Below are 17,601 nucleotides of genomic sequence, written 5' to 3'. Positions count from 1 at the left end.
CAACATGACCCAGTATTTTAGAGTACACCCAAATATTAATTTCACTCGCGTTGGTTCCAGTGATGAATACTACATCGCACCAGAAACCGCTGCCGGCGAAATCGTTAATGAGGCAACCGGTTTATTCGGTGGCTTACCAATTAAACCCGGCACTGAAGACACACCTATACAGGCGGGAGATTTACGCGATGCAAAAGAAAACCCCAAGCGCCAGGCCGCACGATTTCGAATTTTTGCCTATGATCAGCCACAAGCCCATTACCCTGGCGAAGACCCCGGTAGAGAAATCACCATTGGCTCCAAAGTGGGTAACAAGGTCGTAAAAGATATTCTTTGGACTGTCCATGTGGCCAACAAGAAAAATAATAACTATTCCATTACCGACTCAGAAGGTCAGGAAATTGGTATTCTTGCATACGAGAATGGACAGCTTCCCCCCGTGAGAAATAAAGAATTTGGCACAGATTTAAACAGCACCAATCGATTATCAAAACTCGTTATTGACCCAGGCCCACGAGCTATCGCGTCTTCCACCATGGGTAAAGAAACTCTGGCGTTTGACGACAAACAAACTCCCAGTTATTACACTCCAGACGGAAAACCAAACAACCTAGATTATTATCCCGTGAGTTTTCCCGATCAGCATTTTGATATGTTTAACCCTCTCGGAAAAATTGACAGCCTCGGCGAAGTTACCATTGAAGCCAACACTGGCCGTTTAATTGTGACCGGTGGTTACGGTAAAGCCAGTGCGATTATGCGTAACAATACTCCGCCGCCACTCACCGACGCGATTGATAACGACGACTGGTTCGATGATGTCTCCGACGGCCCGGTGCAAGCCACGATTTTATTTGAAGACGGCTCAACCGAAGAGGCGATTCACGGCTGGGTGGTGTGCACCGACCCGGGCTATGCACCACAAACCCGTAACGTTGTATCAACCTGGGACGATATATATAACACCTGGGTAGAAAATCTGAATCTGGTTCCACAAATGTTTCAAGGTGGGCAGTACCAGCAAAATTATCAGGCATCGTTTAATGGTGATGTGTTACCGGTTTTTCACGCCGCCTTTTTACAACGCTGGAACACCAACCTGCCGAAAAAGGGTGTGCAGGGACATGAGTATATGGCAAGCATCACGCCAAGCGATGACCCCAAGGCCAAGCTTCCCAGCTTTGAACAATTAATACGTGACCCCAATAACACCGACGAAGACGGTGAAGGGGTAAAAATGCCACTGTCATTGGGCGATGCCACCAAGAGTTTTTTATCGGTCAGCCCAACACAATATTTTTTACTTAACCAGTGGTATCAAGGCAAATACGACACTTCGGCACCCGCCATTGGAGCGGGTGAGAAGCTCGATAAAGTGGTATTGGAGAACTGCCTCGGCGGACGATACTCACCGGGAATTGAATTAACTTTTATTGTTCGCGATACCAATTTGTATATCAAAGACTGGCAAGGTGCCACAGGGCCATTCCGCATTAACTTGCAACCTTTGGACTACAACCAGGCCAATAAAAATGCACCATTCCTGCAGCAGGGTTATATTCCTCTGCGAACCGAAAAGGTTGAACCCGGCGATTTATCCAAATTTATGTCACAACCCTGGCATACGGATTACAACAGTTGCGCAACTCATACGCCAGACCCCAACCCGGCAGGTAATAACACGCTGTACTGGTCCTGGCCAGCGCAACGCCCGGTCAATGTTCACCCTGCTTCGGAGTGTACATTCGATAAAGCAAGCGGCACATGGAACTTGGGTGGACAGTTATACAGCGTGCGTGGCGACGAAGGCGAAGGCACGAGTACGCCCTACCCTCAACAACAAGGCCGCTATCAATGCTATTTCGATTTTGTTGAAAACTGGCATAAGGTTGGCTTTATTATTCAGGGGCTACAAATTCCTGCATCGGAAGGTGAGAATTATGGCGCAAATAAATTTCTGGAAACGGCAAGCTTATATAAAGTTGATGGCGATTTAGTCCAGCCCTGGCCAACGGCAACAGAGCCAGGATATAAATCACCAACAAACTGCGGGCCAAAATCCTAAAGCATTCAAAATGACCAAACCGTCAACTCTTTTCCGGGTTGACGGTTTTTTTGTTTTAAACCAGAAATAAAATGCTAGAACCATCTGCTCTTGGAGCGTCGATTATGGGTATAACACAAGTAAACACGCCGGAAAAACATATTGTCATTATTGGCAAAGGTCCAGCCGCCTGCGCAACCGCGTTGTCATTATTACGAGAACAAAAAAATCCCAATGACTACCGTATAAGTCTGGTTTCCTCACCCGAATCGGGCAAGCCTGCCATAGGGGAAACCCTGCCACCAGCGGCAACACCATTAATGCGAGAATTGGGTGTCGATCAATTATTAGAGACCAATAAACACATTCTCTGCCCTGGTAGCATTTCCCGTTGGGGAAGCGATGAAACCGGTCACAATGATTTTTCCTTTACTCCAATCGGCCCAGGTTACCATCTTGACCGGGAAAAGTTCGACCAATCTCTGCTGCGACACTTACGACAACAAAAAGTAAGCCATATACCTGCTTCATTAAAAAAAGTCACACCATGTGAAAATGGTTTTTTACTGGGGCTACAGTCGTATCACGGTGCTATCGAACTACAAGCGGATTTTGTGGTAGACGCAACGGGAATTCGTGCCGCGTTTGCCCGACGTATCGGCGTGCGACACAATGTATTTGATTCGGTAATATCTCTTTGTGCGTTTTTTCAACTTGAACAACCGACAGAGCAACCCGCATACACGCTCGTGTCTACAGTGGCGGAAGGTTGGTGGTACGCAACACAATTACCCGGCCAAAAAGTTTTAGTCAGTCTCTGTTCTGACAGTTCCACTATTCGCACAGAAAAACTGGACTCCCCACAGCACTGGTTTGACGCATTAAACAAAGCCACCTGGTTTTGCCAACAATGTGAACAGCAATTTGGTCAACGCTTAACACCACCGAAGCAAATTCATTCTCGCGTTGCACCTTCGTCCATTTTGTCCAATGTTGTTGGTCAACAATGGCTTGCTGTTGGCGATGCGGCATCCAGCTACGATTCCATGACCTCGGCCGGCATTAGCAAAGCCCTGAGCAACGGGCTCGCTGCAGGCAAGGCAATTGCCGAGTATTATCAATCTCATAGCCAATATCCACTTAAACGATATCAACAACAAATATTTGACGACTTTAATCACTATTTACAACTGCACCAACAGCATTATCAAAGCGAGCAACGCTTTCCCGAAAGCCACTTTTGGCGAACAAGACAATTGCAGGGATTGCAGTCAGAACAAAACACTTATAGCAAGGAAACATACGCTTAACATATAGCACTGGACAGCGGGAAGATGAAAAAGATTCACGCCTACTTAATTTGCATATTTATCGCGCTACTATCACCCAGTAGTTTTTCACAAAGCAATAGTGAACAAACACCACTTACATTTAACTCAATTATTCTTGCCACCCAAAAACGCTCTCACAACGATGCGGTTGAACTTACCAAACAAGAACAACGCTACTTAAATGCGCTCGGTAAAATACGCCTGTGCGTTGACCCTAATTGGCTTCCCCATGAAAAAATTACTGACGACGGTCAACACATTGGCATATTTGCCGATGTGATCGCGCTGATCAGTCAACGTATTCGCACCCCCATTGAGCTTTACCCAACCAATAGCTGGCAACATTCTCTTACCGCCGTTGAAAATGGAGAATGCCATTTAATCTCAGGCTTAAACCGAACCAAGGAACGAGAGAAGTACCTGGACTTTTCTATTATTTTTTTATCCGTCCCCATGATTGTTGCAGGCCTATCCGACAAACCATTTATTGAAAACCTTAGCCGTTTAAACGGAAAGAAAGTTGCGAGTGTAAAGGGCTATAGAATCGCTACGGTACTCGCTCAGGACTATCCAGAAATACACATAGAGTATTACCCCAGTGTTGCCCAGGCAATAGAAGCGGTTGCCCATAATAAAGTGTATGCTGCCATCGGTTCCATGCTGGGCATAAGCTATCAGGTTACGCAACAGGGGTTAAGCAATGTAAAAATACTGGCGCATTCGGATTACGATGGCCAATACAGAATCGGCATAGGCAAATCCTATTCAGAACTCACTCCGATTATTAACCGGGCAATTGCCTCCATATCCACTGCCGAGCGTAACTCCATTATTCAACACTGGGTTCCGTTACTTCCTTCGGCTAAAGCAGATTATTCCGCATATATAAAAGGCATAATCGTGCTAGTCACTCTCTTTGCCATTCTATTTTTTCGATATAAAGAAACCCTTAAAACCAAGCAACGCCTGGAGAAAGCCAACCAACAATTGCATACCGCACATTGCGAACAGGAACAACTCATAAAAATGCTGGCTCATGAATACCGAACCCCACTCTCAATTATTCAAAGCAGCCTGAGGTTACTGAGGCACGAACAGATACAACCTAATATACAAACCCGGCTGAATGTTATGAGTAACGCTGCACAACGCATGCAGTTTATCGTCGATAACAGCTTGAACATACATACCCATCCGCACACATCGGGCCCACACGAAGCATCATCCGATTTATCCAGATGCATACAGCAGACCATCGATTTCTTTCAATCAACTTACCCGGAATATCAACTGGATGTTCGCGGAGTTAAACAGATAAAACTCGCAGCTTCGGATTTCTGTATAAGAAGCTGCCTGGACAATGTAATCACTAACGCGATTAAATACGGTCACCCGCAACAGGAAGCAATAGGTATACATATTCGCAGCAACCAGGAACGCTGCTTTATCCGTATCAGCGATAAAGGTTTTGGTATACACAATCAAGAGAAGGAAAAAATATTCGATCGTTTTTTTCGCGGTAGTAATGCGCAAAAAATTCCAGGAACCGGACTCGGCTTAAACCTGAGCCGGGAGCTAGTACACAAATTCGGTGGCACACTGGCACTTATTCAAACATCACCTAATGGCAGTATTTTTGAACTCACCCTTCCACACCACAGGGGGTAACTATGCGCGCACTTTTAGTTGAAGATGATAATGACTTACGTAAACTCATGGCGGACGAACTCGCGCTTTTTGGTATTCAATGCACAGAAGCAGGCAACGCGATTGAGTTTTATCAGCAACTTGCTTTACAGGACTATTCTTCCGCGATTGTTGATATTGGACTGCCCGATCAAAACGGATTGGAAATCACCGCATACCTGCGGCAACACACATCGTTAGGGATTGTAATTCTCTCCGCCCTTGGCACAGAGGACGACCGCATTCGCGGTTATCAAGCCGGAGCTGACATCTATTTTGTTAAACCTGTTACCGGTGCAGAACTTGCCTGTGCCATCCATAATTTGGCCGCGCGCGTCGCCCTACGAACCGCCCCCCCAAAAGATCACTGGATTCTGGATTGTCGTCGCTGGAGCCTTAACGCCCCAAACGGCAACAGTTACGGATTAAATGTTAAAGAACGTCGCTTTCTAAAAACGCTATTGGAAAACCCCGGCCAACCAACCGAAAAAAGTGAACTACTGAAAAAACTTGGCTATTTAGAAGACCGGCACGGTCAACACGCATTGGAATCCATGGTTATGCGTTTAAGAAAAAAAATACGGTGCCATATGAATGGTGCCCCCATTAAAACCATTCGCGGCTTAGGTTATCAGTTTATACCCCCGTTTAAAGCGGTGGATTCATAACCATCATCCCACACCAAATACGCCACAGGAAAAACTATTGCGCCATAAATAATTCTTTGTGAGATTTGGTGATTTTTCGTGTTGCACTGTGCGTGGTACACGCCAGTGACCTTTCCTAAATTTACTGCACCGACAACGTAATAATGTCGGGAAAACTAAAATTTATACGAGGTCAAGCTCATGTCACTTCAAACCAATTCCGGAAATTCGATTACGCCAAGCTCCGCCGCCATAATGCCGTACACCAGTTCCGACGCGCCGGTTAAAAGCCTAACCCCCTATTTAAAAACCTTTAACATATATAATTTTTCTGTTACCGGGCCCAGACATTTCAGTGATCAAAGTCAGAATTTTGCCACACAACTGAACGTGATTATCAATACTTCCCTCGCCGCTGATGAGCAGAATGTTTTTATCAATCTAGCCACTACCACAAACATTAACCCTGGCCCACTTATTCACAATACAGTCGATGCCAGAGGGTTCGGCGTACAGCAATATATGTTAAGTGCCGCTCTGCGTAATGGCTCGGGCAACAGTTTTTCCAGCAGTCAATTAAGTCAGATGTTTACCTTTGGTATTGCACCACAAAATCTCAACCAAACTATTGGTAAAACGACCACCAGCAGCTATTCAACCGAAAGTGGCATAGTGGTGGGTGAAAGCGGCGGTTCACCGGTTTTCGAAAGCTCCGTGAGTGTGAGCGAAGGCCATAGCGTTTCCAGTACTGTGGACATCACCGAATGGGCGGTGGTAAACCAGTTCAATTTAGAACAACAAAGCGGCCAGTGGACATGGTATCAAAATGCACCATTTAGTCCGTTTGCAAAAGGCGGTGTGAACACGTTTCCCAAATGGTGGGGGGACGCCTACAACAACGGCAATGATGACGTGATTAGTTTCCCTAACCTGACATACCAGGATCAAACATTGGTCGGCACACTCACCTGGCAGGTTCCCGTTAGCTTATTAAGTCAGGACAGCAAATTTCAAGTGCATCTGGATTCTGAAATGATTTTATTTATGTTGCTCGGCACAAAATATGGTGGAGGTCATCATCAAATATATACCGATGACTACAGCGAGCATTACGATACCGATTATATTGATACCAGTAGCCTATTCGATTAATTCGATTCGCTATTATTACCAAAAAATAGAGAAACCACCTATGGTGGTGGTTTCTTTTTTTAATAACATTACACAACCATTTTGTGCTCAGGCTGCCCAAGCCATGCACCCGATGCGGCCGCTTTATAGGCATAGGCAAAAAAATCTGTCGCCGGCCGGCCTAAAACCTGCTGTACACCATCAACAGGTAAACTGTTTCGACCATCAAATACCACCGTAAATAATTCCCGCATTAACCACTGCACGTCGTTATCTGCTCCCAAGGCATCAAGTTCGGAAATAAACGCATCGATGGGGATATCAACATATTGAACTGACTTGCCCGTCACATCGGAAATTATTTGCATACACAGGGCGAAGGTTAATGCTTCCGGCCCACTAACTTCGAACAATTGATTTCGTTTGTCTGAAGTGGTCAGCAAGGCCACAACCACATCCGCAATATCATCCACATCAATAAATGGCTCCGGGGTATTCCCGGCTGGCAACGCCAAAGTACCCGCTGCAATTCCCTGCTGCATAAACCCTTCACTGAAGTTTTGAGCAAACCACCCGGAACGAACAATATTCCAATCCAGACCACTTTGTTTAAGCACACCCTCCGCACGTTGCGCACCATCTTCTCCCCGACCGGAAAGCAGAACCAAATGTTCAACGCCCACTTCCCTCGCGACATCGGCAAGTTGCGCAATTGCCTGATCCGCACCGGGTACAGCCAGGTCTGGCTGAAAAGTGATATAGGCAGACCGGCAACCCTGTAACGCTCTGGTCCAAGTGGCCGTGTTTTGCCAATCAAAAGGCGTTGGGGTAGAACGGGATAGGCCTCGTACCGTTAGGCCTTGACTACGTAACTTACTGCATACGCGTCGGCCGGTTTTTCCATTTGCACCGATTATGGCAATGGGTTTGGTGTTCATCATCGCTCTCCTGTTTATTGAACCAATACGATGTGAACACTATCCTCGTCTTATACCAGATGAACAATTGCCATAACGCCACGCTTTATTGCTGTTCGTCCAAACAGCTGGATTTTCAACGAGGCCAAGGGTAATAATAAACACATGACGCGCGAACACATGGACATCCCTTCATTCTCCGACCCTTTAGGCGAAGCTCTTCATCAACTTCGCTTAACTGGTTGCCTGTACTGTCGATCCGATTTAACGGCGCCTTGGGGCGTTGAGTTCCCCGAATTTGAGCACTGCATGATGTTTCATATTGTCACTGCGGGCTCATGCCTACTGGAGATTCCAGGAGAAAGCACTCACCAACTTCGGTCCGGCTCGATGGCTTTGGTGCCCCACGGCAAAGGCCACAAAATTCTAAGCCCTGACTGCGAAAACGCCACACCACTGTTTGATATTCCTGCCACAAAAATGAGTGACCGCTACGAAATAATGCAGTTCGGTGGCGATGGCGAGTTGACCCAGTTAACCTGTGGCGTAGTGCGTTTTGACCATGTAACCGGGCAGAAACTGGTTTCGTTGTTGCCCAATAGTCTGTTTTTGGATTCCTGGCAGGAAGGCCAGAATGAATGGTTGCACAGTACACTGCGTTTTATCGCTAACGAAGCGAAAGCGCTCCGCCCTGGTGGAGAAACAATTCTGACTCACTTGGCAGACATTCTCGTCATCCAGGCATTGCGAACATGGCTGGATCAAACAAACCATCACCAAAAAGGTTGGTTGGCAGCACTTAAAGACAAACAGCTAGGCAAAGCCATTGCCGCGATTCACCGTGCACCAGAACAAAACTGGAGCGTAGCGCTTCTGGCTCAGCAGGCAGGCATGTCGCGCTCGGGCTTTTCCGCCCGCTTCAGTGATATGGTCGGCCAATCCCCCGCGCAGTACCTCACTCACTGGCGAATGCAGCTGGCCTACAATGAACTGGCTAGCGGGCAAACCCCGTTAGCCAGGTTGGCGGAGAAACATGGTTACCAATCAGAGGCCGCATTTTCCCGTGCTTTTAAACGAATATTTGCAGTTTCACCCGGCAGTGTTAAACCGATTTAACTTTATTTTTTTCACGTTTTGACTGGCGCCAAGCCAATGAATATTCGTAAGAAGCTAATCTGCCCTAATAACCAAATGCTGGCCGCGGAAATCAGCAGAGTCACAATGGTTAAAGAAGGCACGGCCAACAAACCATTAAAACTCATGGAGGTGAACACAAAACCAAAAGCGCCAACGGAAAATGCATATAGAAATACGGGATGAATTAAATACACACCAAAACTTAATTCGCCAAAGTGTGACAACCAACGCTCAATGCGCTCACTGATATCGCCCAGTAATTCTTCAAAAACGTAGCGCATTAAATAGAACGCTGCGACGGTTCCGCCAAAAATGTTAATGGAAGAATCCACCAGAGACATATTGTATTTACCGTCTTCCAAACTCAAATACGCCGTCCCCCAAACCGTATAAATTAACAACCCGATACCCAAAGCCAACATGCCCCATGCAATAGAGGCCTTCAACGGAATGCGGCCGACCAGGCTTCCGGCTAGTACATAGGTTGCGCTGCCAAAAATAATCTGGACAAATAAATTAAAACCCGCCATTTCAGAGTTATAGTAATAACCTGAAAACTGTACCCCCAACACTAATACAACGAGAACATACCAAAGCTTTGTGGGTGAGGATGAGTGATAAACGTTGCGCCATAGAGGAATCAACAAATACTGTGCAGAAAGGGAATACAAAAACCACAGGTGATAATAGAGCGGAAAAACAAACATCAATGCCAATGCACCCCAGCCTTTATCAATAATATCCTGCATGTACTCTGGCGTAACCGACGAGGTGCCCGAAGGGTATTTGACTTCCACCCAATGAATCATAGCCAGATAAATAAGCGACCAGGCGAAAAGCGGAGTCAGGATCCGTTTAAAGCGTCGGTTAAAGAACTTCAACACGGGCTCCTGGCGAGACAACAACAAATAGCCTGACACCATAAAAAACAGCGGCACGCAAACACGCGACATACTGTTCAACACCACCAGCAACCAACCGTCCAAACTATCGATTGGTGCACCGAGAAAGTAAGTTTGTGCGGTTACGTGAATCACAATAACCTGAATAATGGCAATCAGCCGAATCGCTTCAAGCCAAAGCAACTTGGATGAGCGAGAAAAAGAAGCGGACGAAGACTCACTAACGCTTGTATCTGCAGACATATATACCCCACTCCACGCGTTTTTATCTTAAAAATATAGACCCCATAACGACAAATTGACGTCAAAAGCCTGTAAACGCGGCCATGAGCGATAGAAAACGTTCAGTTCTGCGGAATATGTACATCCCGATCATAAGGCCAATGCAATCATCAGCCTTTACCAAGCAACCTCTCTCCTCATACCCAGGCACTATCAACCTGGATCAGATCAATACGCGTACTTAATGCTCTAAGTGCTAGGTTATGAATCATTTCGTCCACCGTGGTGCAGCAATCTGTCAGTAGCTTAACGTTATACTTTTCCGCGGTTTTCGAAATGGCGGTATGGGTAACACAATTCTGCGTCATCATCCCACCAATAATGATTGTTTTAATATCTGACTGTTGCAGTAAAGTATCCAGGTTGGTTTGTTCAAAAGAATCCGCAAATTCCTTAACTACCACTAGCGCATCGGGTGCGTGAGAAAGAATATCTGGCGGGATATTTACACCTTCCGTTCCTTCATTAAAAAATGGCGCTCCTCCACTATCAGAATGAACAACATGTTTAACCAAAATTATCGGCATAGCATTGTTATTAGCCTTCTCAATAGCAGACAAACAGCTTTCCAATGTTTGCTCAACATTCCACAATGGAAACTTACCGGATGAAAAATAATCATTTTGTAAATCAATCAAAACTAACGCTGTATGCTTCATAAGCAGGCCCCATTAAAAATGAGCATCAAGTATTCCCTCTTCTCGCCATGAACGTTAGGGGCTAAAATGACATTTTCCAGGCAAAAGACGACATTCCATGAACTCGCCAAACCCAATTCAAATTGGCATAGTTGAATTTCCGGAAAGCATTAAATCTGCTATCTATGGGCTAAGTGAAATGCTGGAAATTGCCGATAACCTTTGTCTTGAGCTGGATGTGGATTGCCGCTTTTCAACAGCCATTCTGTCATGCCATCAATTACCAGAAAAACGATTCTCGGCCATATTAATTCCGCCGTTTCGAGCGGGGTGCTCTTTTGAACATATCGATAGTCGTATTATTAACTGGCTACAGCAGCAACATAAACAAGGTGCCATTCTCACCTCCGCCTGCGCAGGCGCTTTTATCCTTGCCGCAACAGGAATAATTGGAAACCGCTCTGTAACCACTCACTGGAGACTAAATACTTTTTTTGAAAAACAGTTTCCCAACATTCAACTTGACACTAACGCGTTGTTAATTCATCACGGCGATATTATTACCGCTGGCGGCATGATGTCCTGGGTGGATTTGGGGCTGGAATTAGTCCTGCAATTTTCCAACTCGGAAGTAATGCGGCAATTAGGAAAAGCGCTCGTAGTCGATACCGCACCAAGGGAACAACAATACTATCAACAGTTTCGACCAAGCTACTCACATGGCGACCAAACAATAATTACAGTCCAGCAAAGTATTCAGCAAGATTTTATGAATTCTTTAACGATTACAGCTTTAGCCGAAAACGCAAACTTAACACCCAGAACGATTCAACGCCGCTTTGTTAAAGCAACAGGATTGACACCCAAGGAATATATTCAACGAGTACGAATACAAAAGGTCTGTGACTTACTGGAGACAACTAACGACAGTTTCGAATACATTGCCAACCAGGTTGGTTACGACGACGTCGGAACCTGCCGTCGGGCATTTTGTAAAATAATGGGGCTCCAGCCAAGCCAGTTTCGCGCTCGTTTTTTCCGCGACCCAAAACATCTCCGGTATAAACCAGCAATAACTTAATCAGAAGATATTGACAATCGACTGCCACCATAACGGCAGAACACAACTGGATAAAACCTATAAAGACCAACAGCATCCGCTGTCTATTATTATACCCCCTTAAATACCCGCACAAAGTAGACACATACTGCAAATGCCCCACAAAAAATATCACTATACAACTATCCCCTTTTACCTTTACCACAAAAAAACACAGCAAATGCCACATAACTTTATGCACTAAGTCCATCCCTGATAAATCATGAATGATTTAAAAAACGGAAATCCACACACTCATATATAACGTAGCTAATACATACTATTAACCTGAAAAATTAAATGGAAAATGGTCAAATCTATTACTTCATATTCAACCCATTGACCAAGTTGCTATACAAAAAAAACGTTAAAGCATTGGAAACGGAGTTTTATGGAAAAATAGGTTTTGAATTTTTGAACGATGGCTAAAAAACACATTTAAACACAGAATGTTTTTATTTGACTTGATCAGTTCGCTGCCATATACGCCATGTAAATGCCAATAATTTGCCACTTAACACAGGAAAACCAAAAGAATTTTTATGTGATCTACACTATTACAGATAGGGTTAAACTTTTTTAGACCATCCAGTAATTAAGGATTTTTTTGTGAGGATTTATATTGATTTTCAACCAAAACAGGAACAAATTACTGTAGCGTAGAAAGGTTAAACTCAATGGAAAAGACATTTCTTTCACATTTTTCAAGGATATTCCTTCCTCTAATCCCCCTTATCGCGGTCGTATTTTATGCCCTATATAAAAACGAGATCGCGGCTATAGAGAGAATTATTGAAGCGCAGGATAAAAACAAAACCCAACTGTCGCTAAATATCATAGAAAGTCACCTATATTCGCTGGAAGCGGATGCCCTGTTTCTGTCCGGGTTAAAAAACTTATCAGAATGGCTAAAAACGGATTCGGATAGAGCAAGAGAGGATTTACAGGCGGACATGATGTCGTACATGACTCATTACCCCCATTATGATCAAATCCGATTACTCAACAATAGTGGACACGAAATTGTCAGGATCAATAACAATGCTGGCAAAGCCATACTAGTCCCACAGAATGAATTGCAAGACAAATCCTCTCGTTACTATGTAAAAGAAATCAAGCCACTAAAGAACAGAGAAATATATATCTCTGTTTTTGATTTAAATATTGAACACGGCAAAATCGAACAACCACTAAAGCCAATTCTCCGTGTGGGCACACCGATCTACATCAACGGAGATTTACAGGGTAGCCTGTTCCTAAACTATCTTGGTGCTCAACTACTTGATGAATTACGCAAACACAACAGTCCCGACCGAGACAGGGAAATATGGCTATTGAACGAGGACGGCTATTTCTTCCTCGGGCCGTCAGCAAACCAGGAATGGGGATTTATGTTCGTTGAGGGAACCAACAAACGCTTTTCAACGCTTTACCCAGATTTATGGGCTCATCGGACATCTTCGGGCACAGTGCGCTATAAAAGCAAGGACAACATCCTCCAGATAACCCCTATTCAGGTTAATCGGTTTCTTCACAATGCGAAGAAAAAGCATTGGTACGTTGTTACCAAAACATCAAAAGCATATCTTGACCTACAAGCAAAACAAGTCGCGATACAGCTTTCCAGAGTCGCGGCCTTTATCCTGGCTATCTTGGCGATTAGCTGCTGGATGATTTCCAAAAAGGAAATGGCTAGAAAGCAGAGCGAAATACAACTGAGAGAAAGCGAAAAACAGTTTCGACATCTTCTGCAAGGAGCTCCAGACGCAATTATCGTCGTCAATCAGCATGGAATTATTCAAATTGTTAATGATGCTGCGACGCATGTATTTCATTACTCGCGTGAAGATATGCTAAACCAAAGCGTGGAGCAACTACTGCCAGATCGACACAGGGAAAAACATGTTTATCACCGGGAAAACTATTTAAAAAACCTGGCTATACGGCCAATGGGAGAAGGCAACGAGTTACGGGCACGCAGAAAAGACGGCAGCGAATTTCCAGTAGAGATTAGCCTAAGCCCACTTAAGCACGGTCATGAAATTTGGGTAACAGCAATTATTCGGGATGTTTCCATACGCCACGAACACAGTAAACAAGTTGAAAAACTCAACAACCAATTGCTATCACGCTCAGCTGAACTGGAGACAATCAACAAGGAACTGGAAGCCTTCAGTTATTCTGTATCCCATGATTTAAGAGCACCGCTGCGGGCCATAGACGGATTCAGTAAAACCGTATTACGGGACTATATGGAAAAGCTGGATGATCGAGGCCAAGACAGATTGGAACGTATACGCGCAGCAGCACAGAAAATGGGAAACCTTATTGACGACATGTTAGTTCTTTCTCGAATAAGTCGGGCCGAGCTTCATAAAGAAGAGGTCGATGTTGCACTGCTAAGCGGCAATATTATCGAGGAGTTGAGGCAATCTGCACCTGATCGAAATATCGACTTTTCGGCACAATCTCCCATGACAGCCAAAGCAGACTCAAGGCTCCTTTCTGTTGCGCTAACGAACTTATTGTCAAACGCATGGAAATTTACCTCTCGAACTCAAGACGCATATATTCGGATATATACGGAAACACAAAAAAATAAAACGGTGTACTGTATTCAAGACAACGGGGCCGGCTTCAATATGGACTACGCCGAAAAACTCTTCGGTGCATTTCAGCGACTACACGACACCTCGGAATTTCCTGGCACAGGAATAGGTCTCGCCATCACTCAACGAGTAATACATAAACACGGAGGACGTCTTTGGGCACAAGCGGAAGAAGGCAAAGGCGCTACATTTTATTTTACATTGGGCGAGGATGAGTACTATGAAGCATAAAGTGATTTTATTAGTCGAGGATAACCCCGACGATGAACTTCTGACAATCGACGCCCTGGAACAAAATAATATTGGTAACGATGTTGTTGTTGCCAGGAACGGTATTGAAGCACTCGACTATATGTTTGGCAGAGGGCAGTACGAAGGTAGAGACGTAACAGATATGCCAGCGATTATTTTGTTGGATTTAAAACTGCCAAAAATTGACGGCCTGGAAGTACTGCGACAAATTCGGGAGGACCCACGAACCTGCATGCAACCAATTGCAATATTAACCTCCTCCAACGAGGAAGAGGATCGAATTAAAGGGTACAAACTCGGTGCAAACAGCTACGTGCGCAAACCAGTGGACTTTGATGAGTTCATACGCGCCGCAGGTCAACTGGGGTTGTATTGGCTATTGCTCAATCAACCCCCACCTGTCCCGAAACAAAAGGCGACGGATACAATATGACCCCTTTCAGTCTTAGTGATATACCCAAGCTAAAAGCGCTGGTGGTAGAAGACAGCGAGGATGATTACATATTGCTTGTTGATCACCTCGAAAGCTACGGTGTGAGTGTTTTCTCCCGTAGAGTCGATACAGAATCCGAACTCCTGTCTGCTATAAGGCAGCATTGGGATGTCGTATTTTCTGATTTTTCCATGCCGCAAATGAATGGCCTTCGTGCACTGGAAATAGTACGCTCAATCGACAAAGATATTCCCTTTATTTATGTTTCAGGCACCATTGGCGAAGCTGCCGCAGTCAATGCCATTAAAGCTGGTGCACAAAACTATGTAATGAAAACAGATTTTGCCCGGCTGATTCCAACCCTTGAACGGGAATTGGAAGATGCCCATCGCAGAAGGGAGCAACGAACAAATGAGGAGAGATTACGCAAATTATCGCTTGCAATCACACAGAGTACGGACAGCGTATTTATCACGGATGCAAATGGCCAGATTGAATATGCCAACCCAGCTTTTGAACAACTCTCTGGTTACAAACAGGCTGAGATTTTAGGAAAAACACCCAGTTTTCTTCGTTCCCGACACCACAACCAAGAAACCTATAACTCACTCTGGAAATCGATACTTGAAGGAAACCCATTTTCCGGCACATTGATAAACCGCCGTAAAGACGGTACAGAATTCCATGAAGAGAAAGTCATTACGCCTCTTTATGATGAGGACGGAAATATATCTCATTTCGTATCCACCGGACGGGACATCACTGCGCGTATTGAATCAGAAAAAGCAAGAGAAAGAATGCACAATGTTCTCGACTCCACTTCTGACATTGTCATGATAGTGGAGGAAGACGGCACGATTCTTTATATTAACAAGGCATGTATTGAAGCTCTCGATATAGACGGAAATCAAAACCTCAGTGCCTTGACCTTATGGCAAATTCTCTCTCCAGATATTTGCGAACGATTACGATCGCGCATCTTTCCAATATCAAAAAAACAACGGCACTGGAGTGGTGAGATAAGCCTTCAACCATCGGCGACAACAGCATCGGAAATTCCCGTATCACTGGTGGTAGTTAGTCATATCAACCAACATTCAAGCTCTGATTATTTTTCACTTGTTGCCAGAGATATCACCGAACGTAAAGGTTTTGAGGCAGAGCTGCGCCACCAAGCCACCCATGATGCCCTCACCGGCTTACACAATCGAAATTATCTGATCAGCCGCCTGCAATCTTCAATTGAAAATGCCCGCGCACAAAACAAAGAAATTGCCCTGTTTTTAATAGATATTGACAAATTTAAAAGAATAAACGACAACCTGGGACATATCGCGGGTGACCAACTATTGAAAAAAGTTGCCTCCCGTTTGGAAAACTACATAAAACACACGGAAGTTGTTGCCCGTTTAGGCAGTGATGAGTTTGTTATTCTTATCGACGACATTAAGAAGCAAGAGGATACGATATCAAAACTCAGCACTTTGACGCATATATTCAAGATCCCCATAAAAATTGAAGAACAGGAAGTATTTATCAGCTTTAGTATCGGTGTCTCAGTATTTCCAAAAGACGGCGATAACGCAACCGATCTTCTACGACATGCCAATGTCGCTATGTATCGAGCAAAATCCCTTGGCTCCAGCCAATACCAGTTTTACTCACCGCAAATGAACCTCCGTGGTCAAGAATTATTGAAAATCGATACCGAACTGCGTTATGCAATTGCCAACCACGAGTTTAGTTTGTATTACCAACCACAAATCGACATTGCCACTGGTAAAGTAATAGGGCTGGAAGCCTTACTACGCTGGCATAGCAAGACGAGGGGAACGGTATCTCCCGGTGAATTTATTCCCTTGTTAGAATCATCAAGGCTGATTATCCAGGTCGGGGAGTGGGTAGTCGAGCAAACATGCAGACAGTATAACGCGTGCAAAGAAGCAGGACTCGAAGACCTGCGCATAAGTGCCAATGTTTCCGCTGTTCAACTACAAGACCCGATGTTTCAGGATAAGATAAAACGCCTGATCACACTTTACGAAATTCCAAAATCCAAACTGGAACTGGAAATAACAGAAAATATCGTAATGCAGGACCCTGTTCGGGCTTCGCAGGTTATGGTATCGCTAAACAAATATGGAGTACGCACAGCGATTGATGATTTTGGCACTGGCTATTCGTCATTGGCATATTTAAAACGCTTCTCCGTTACCACCCTTAAAATCGACCAAAGCTTCATATTTGATGTAACAGATAATGCAAGCGACGCAGCAATCGTGGAAGCGAGCATAATATTGGCGCACAAACTTGGACTTGAAGTTATCGCCGAAGGTGTTGAAAATCAACAACAGTATGAATTTCTCAAAAAACTGGGATGCGATGTGGCACAGGGTTTTTTATATGGCCGCCCTGTACCAGGAGAAGAAATATTATCGCTAATACATCAAATAAATACTTATCAAGTAAATACCATCAACACACAATCATAGA

13 protein-coding genes are annotated in these 17,601 nt (G+C 44.6%); 10 read left to right on the top strand and 3 right to left on the bottom strand.

What is annotated here, in order from left to right; all coding sequences use genetic code 11:
* Positions 1–4: 4 nt before the first annotated feature.
* The 5 genes from P5V12_RS02075 to P5V12_RS02055 all read left to right on the top strand — a co-directional run bounded on the left by P5V12_RS02075 (position 5) and on the right by P5V12_RS02055 (position 6,860).
* Positions 5–2,065: a LodA/GoxA family CTQ-dependent oxidase gene (locus tag P5V12_RS02075; RefSeq protein ID WP_316955572.1), complete on the top strand. Its 2,061-nt coding sequence runs from the start codon at positions 5–7 to the stop codon at positions 2,063–2,065.
* A gap of 104 nt (positions 2,066–2,169) precedes the next feature.
* Positions 2,170–3,354: an NAD(P)/FAD-dependent oxidoreductase gene (locus tag P5V12_RS02070; RefSeq protein ID WP_316955571.1), complete on the top strand. Its 1,185-nt coding sequence runs from the start codon at positions 2,170–2,172 to the stop codon at positions 3,352–3,354.
* A gap of 24 nt (positions 3,355–3,378) precedes the next feature.
* Positions 3,379–5,043 (top strand): ATP-binding protein, encoded by a 1,665-nt coding sequence (locus tag P5V12_RS02065; RefSeq protein ID WP_316955570.1) that lies wholly within the window; start codon positions 3,379–3,381, stop codon positions 5,041–5,043.
* A 2-nt stretch (positions 5,044–5,045) separates the two neighbouring features.
* Positions 5,046–5,729 carry a response regulator transcription factor gene (locus tag P5V12_RS02060; RefSeq protein ID WP_316955569.1) on the top strand — a complete coding sequence of 228 codons (684 nt, stop codon included), beginning with the start codon at positions 5,046–5,048 and terminating at the stop codon, positions 5,727–5,729.
* A 180-nt stretch (positions 5,730–5,909) separates the two neighbouring features.
* A complete protein-coding gene (locus tag P5V12_RS02055; RefSeq protein WP_316955568.1) occupies positions 5,910–6,860 on the top strand; it encodes a hypothetical protein in 951 nt (316 codons plus the stop codon).
* Between the two features lie 68 nt (positions 6,861–6,928).
* Here the strand turns inward: P5V12_RS02055 and P5V12_RS02050 are convergent, their stop codons facing one another.
* Positions 6,929–7,780: an NAD(P)H-binding protein gene (locus P5V12_RS02050; RefSeq protein WP_316955567.1), complete on the bottom strand. Its 852-nt coding sequence runs from the start codon at positions 7,778–7,780 to the stop codon at positions 6,929–6,931.
* Between the two features lie 141 nt (positions 7,781–7,921).
* Here P5V12_RS02050 and P5V12_RS02045 point away from each other — a divergent pair, with 141 nt between their 5' ends.
* On the top strand, positions 7,922–8,872 hold the full coding sequence (locus P5V12_RS02045) for an AraC family transcriptional regulator (protein WP_316955566.1): 951 nt from the start codon (positions 7,922–7,924) through the stop codon (positions 8,870–8,872).
* A gap of 11 nt (positions 8,873–8,883) precedes the next feature.
* Here the strand turns inward: P5V12_RS02045 and P5V12_RS02040 are convergent, their stop codons facing one another.
* Complete coding sequence (locus tag P5V12_RS02040) at positions 8,884–10,038, bottom strand: acyltransferase (protein WP_316955565.1); 1,155 nt, start codon at positions 10,036–10,038, stop codon at positions 8,884–8,886.
* Between the two features lie 176 nt (positions 10,039–10,214).
* Positions 10,215–10,736: a cysteine hydrolase family protein gene (locus P5V12_RS02035; protein ID WP_316955564.1), complete on the bottom strand. Its 522-nt coding sequence runs from the start codon at positions 10,734–10,736 to the stop codon at positions 10,215–10,217.
* Positions 10,737–10,833: 97 nt separating this feature from the next.
* Here P5V12_RS02035 and P5V12_RS02030 point away from each other — a divergent pair, with 97 nt between their 5' ends.
* The 4 genes from P5V12_RS02030 to P5V12_RS02015 all read left to right on the top strand — a co-directional run bounded on the left by P5V12_RS02030 (position 10,834) and on the right by P5V12_RS02015 (position 17,600).
* Positions 10,834–11,796, top strand: coding sequence for a GlxA family transcriptional regulator (locus tag P5V12_RS02030; protein WP_316955563.1), 963 nt, complete (start codon positions 10,834–10,836; stop codon positions 11,794–11,796).
* 695 nt (positions 11,797–12,491) lie between these two features.
* A complete protein-coding gene (locus P5V12_RS02025; protein WP_316955562.1) occupies positions 12,492–14,654 on the top strand; it encodes a PAS domain S-box protein in 2,163 nt (720 codons plus the stop codon).
* Positions 14,644–15,108 carry a response regulator gene (locus P5V12_RS02020; RefSeq protein ID WP_316955561.1) on the top strand — a complete coding sequence of 155 codons (465 nt, stop codon included), beginning with the start codon at positions 14,644–14,646 and terminating at the stop codon, positions 15,106–15,108. Before P5V12_RS02025 ends, P5V12_RS02020 begins: the two co-directional genes overlap by 11 nt.
* Positions 15,105–17,600, top strand: coding sequence for an EAL domain-containing protein (locus P5V12_RS02015; RefSeq protein ID WP_316955560.1), 2,496 nt, complete (start codon positions 15,105–15,107; stop codon positions 17,598–17,600). Before P5V12_RS02020 ends, P5V12_RS02015 begins: the two co-directional genes overlap by 4 nt.
* The last annotated feature ends 1 nt before the right edge of the window (position 17,601 follow it).

It is taken from the genome of Teredinibacter sp. KSP-S5-2 (genome assembly GCF_032773895.1).
GTDB lineage: Bacteria > Pseudomonadota > Gammaproteobacteria > Pseudomonadales > Cellvibrionaceae.
This window is presented reverse-complemented; position numbering and strand designations above follow the sequence as displayed.

Coding starts and splice junctions, on each gene's coding strand:
- P5V12_RS02070 (WP_316955571.1), top strand. CDS start 2,170: ATGGGTATAACACAAGTAAACACGCCGGAAAAACATATTGTCATTATT.
- P5V12_RS02050 (WP_316955567.1), bottom strand. CDS start 7,780: ATGATGAACACCAAACCCATTGCCATAATCGGTGCAAATGGAAAAACC.
- P5V12_RS02055 (WP_316955568.1), top strand. CDS start 5,910: ATGTCACTTCAAACCAATTCCGGAAATTCGATTACGCCAAGCTCCGCC.
- P5V12_RS02075 (WP_316955572.1), top strand. CDS start 5: ATGACCCAGTATTTTAGAGTACACCCAAATATTAATTTCACTCGCGTT.
- P5V12_RS02040 (WP_316955565.1), bottom strand. CDS start 10,038: ATGTCTGCAGATACAAGCGTTAGTGAGTCTTCGTCCGCTTCTTTTTCT.
- P5V12_RS02020 (WP_316955561.1), top strand. CDS start 14,644: ATGAAGCATAAAGTGATTTTATTAGTCGAGGATAACCCCGACGATGAA.
- P5V12_RS02060 (WP_316955569.1), top strand. CDS start 5,046: ATGCGCGCACTTTTAGTTGAAGATGATAATGACTTACGTAAACTCATG.
- P5V12_RS02025 (WP_316955562.1), top strand. CDS start 12,492: ATGGAAAAGACATTTCTTTCACATTTTTCAAGGATATTCCTTCCTCTA.
- P5V12_RS02030 (WP_316955563.1), top strand. CDS start 10,834: ATGAACTCGCCAAACCCAATTCAAATTGGCATAGTTGAATTTCCGGAA.
- P5V12_RS02065 (WP_316955570.1), top strand. CDS start 3,379: ATGAAAAAGATTCACGCCTACTTAATTTGCATATTTATCGCGCTACTA.
- P5V12_RS02045 (WP_316955566.1), top strand. CDS start 7,922: ATGACGCGCGAACACATGGACATCCCTTCATTCTCCGACCCTTTAGGC.
- P5V12_RS02015 (WP_316955560.1), top strand. CDS start 15,105: ATGACCCCTTTCAGTCTTAGTGATATACCCAAGCTAAAAGCGCTGGTG.
- P5V12_RS02035 (WP_316955564.1), bottom strand. CDS start 10,736: ATGAAGCATACAGCGTTAGTTTTGATTGATTTACAAAATGATTATTTT.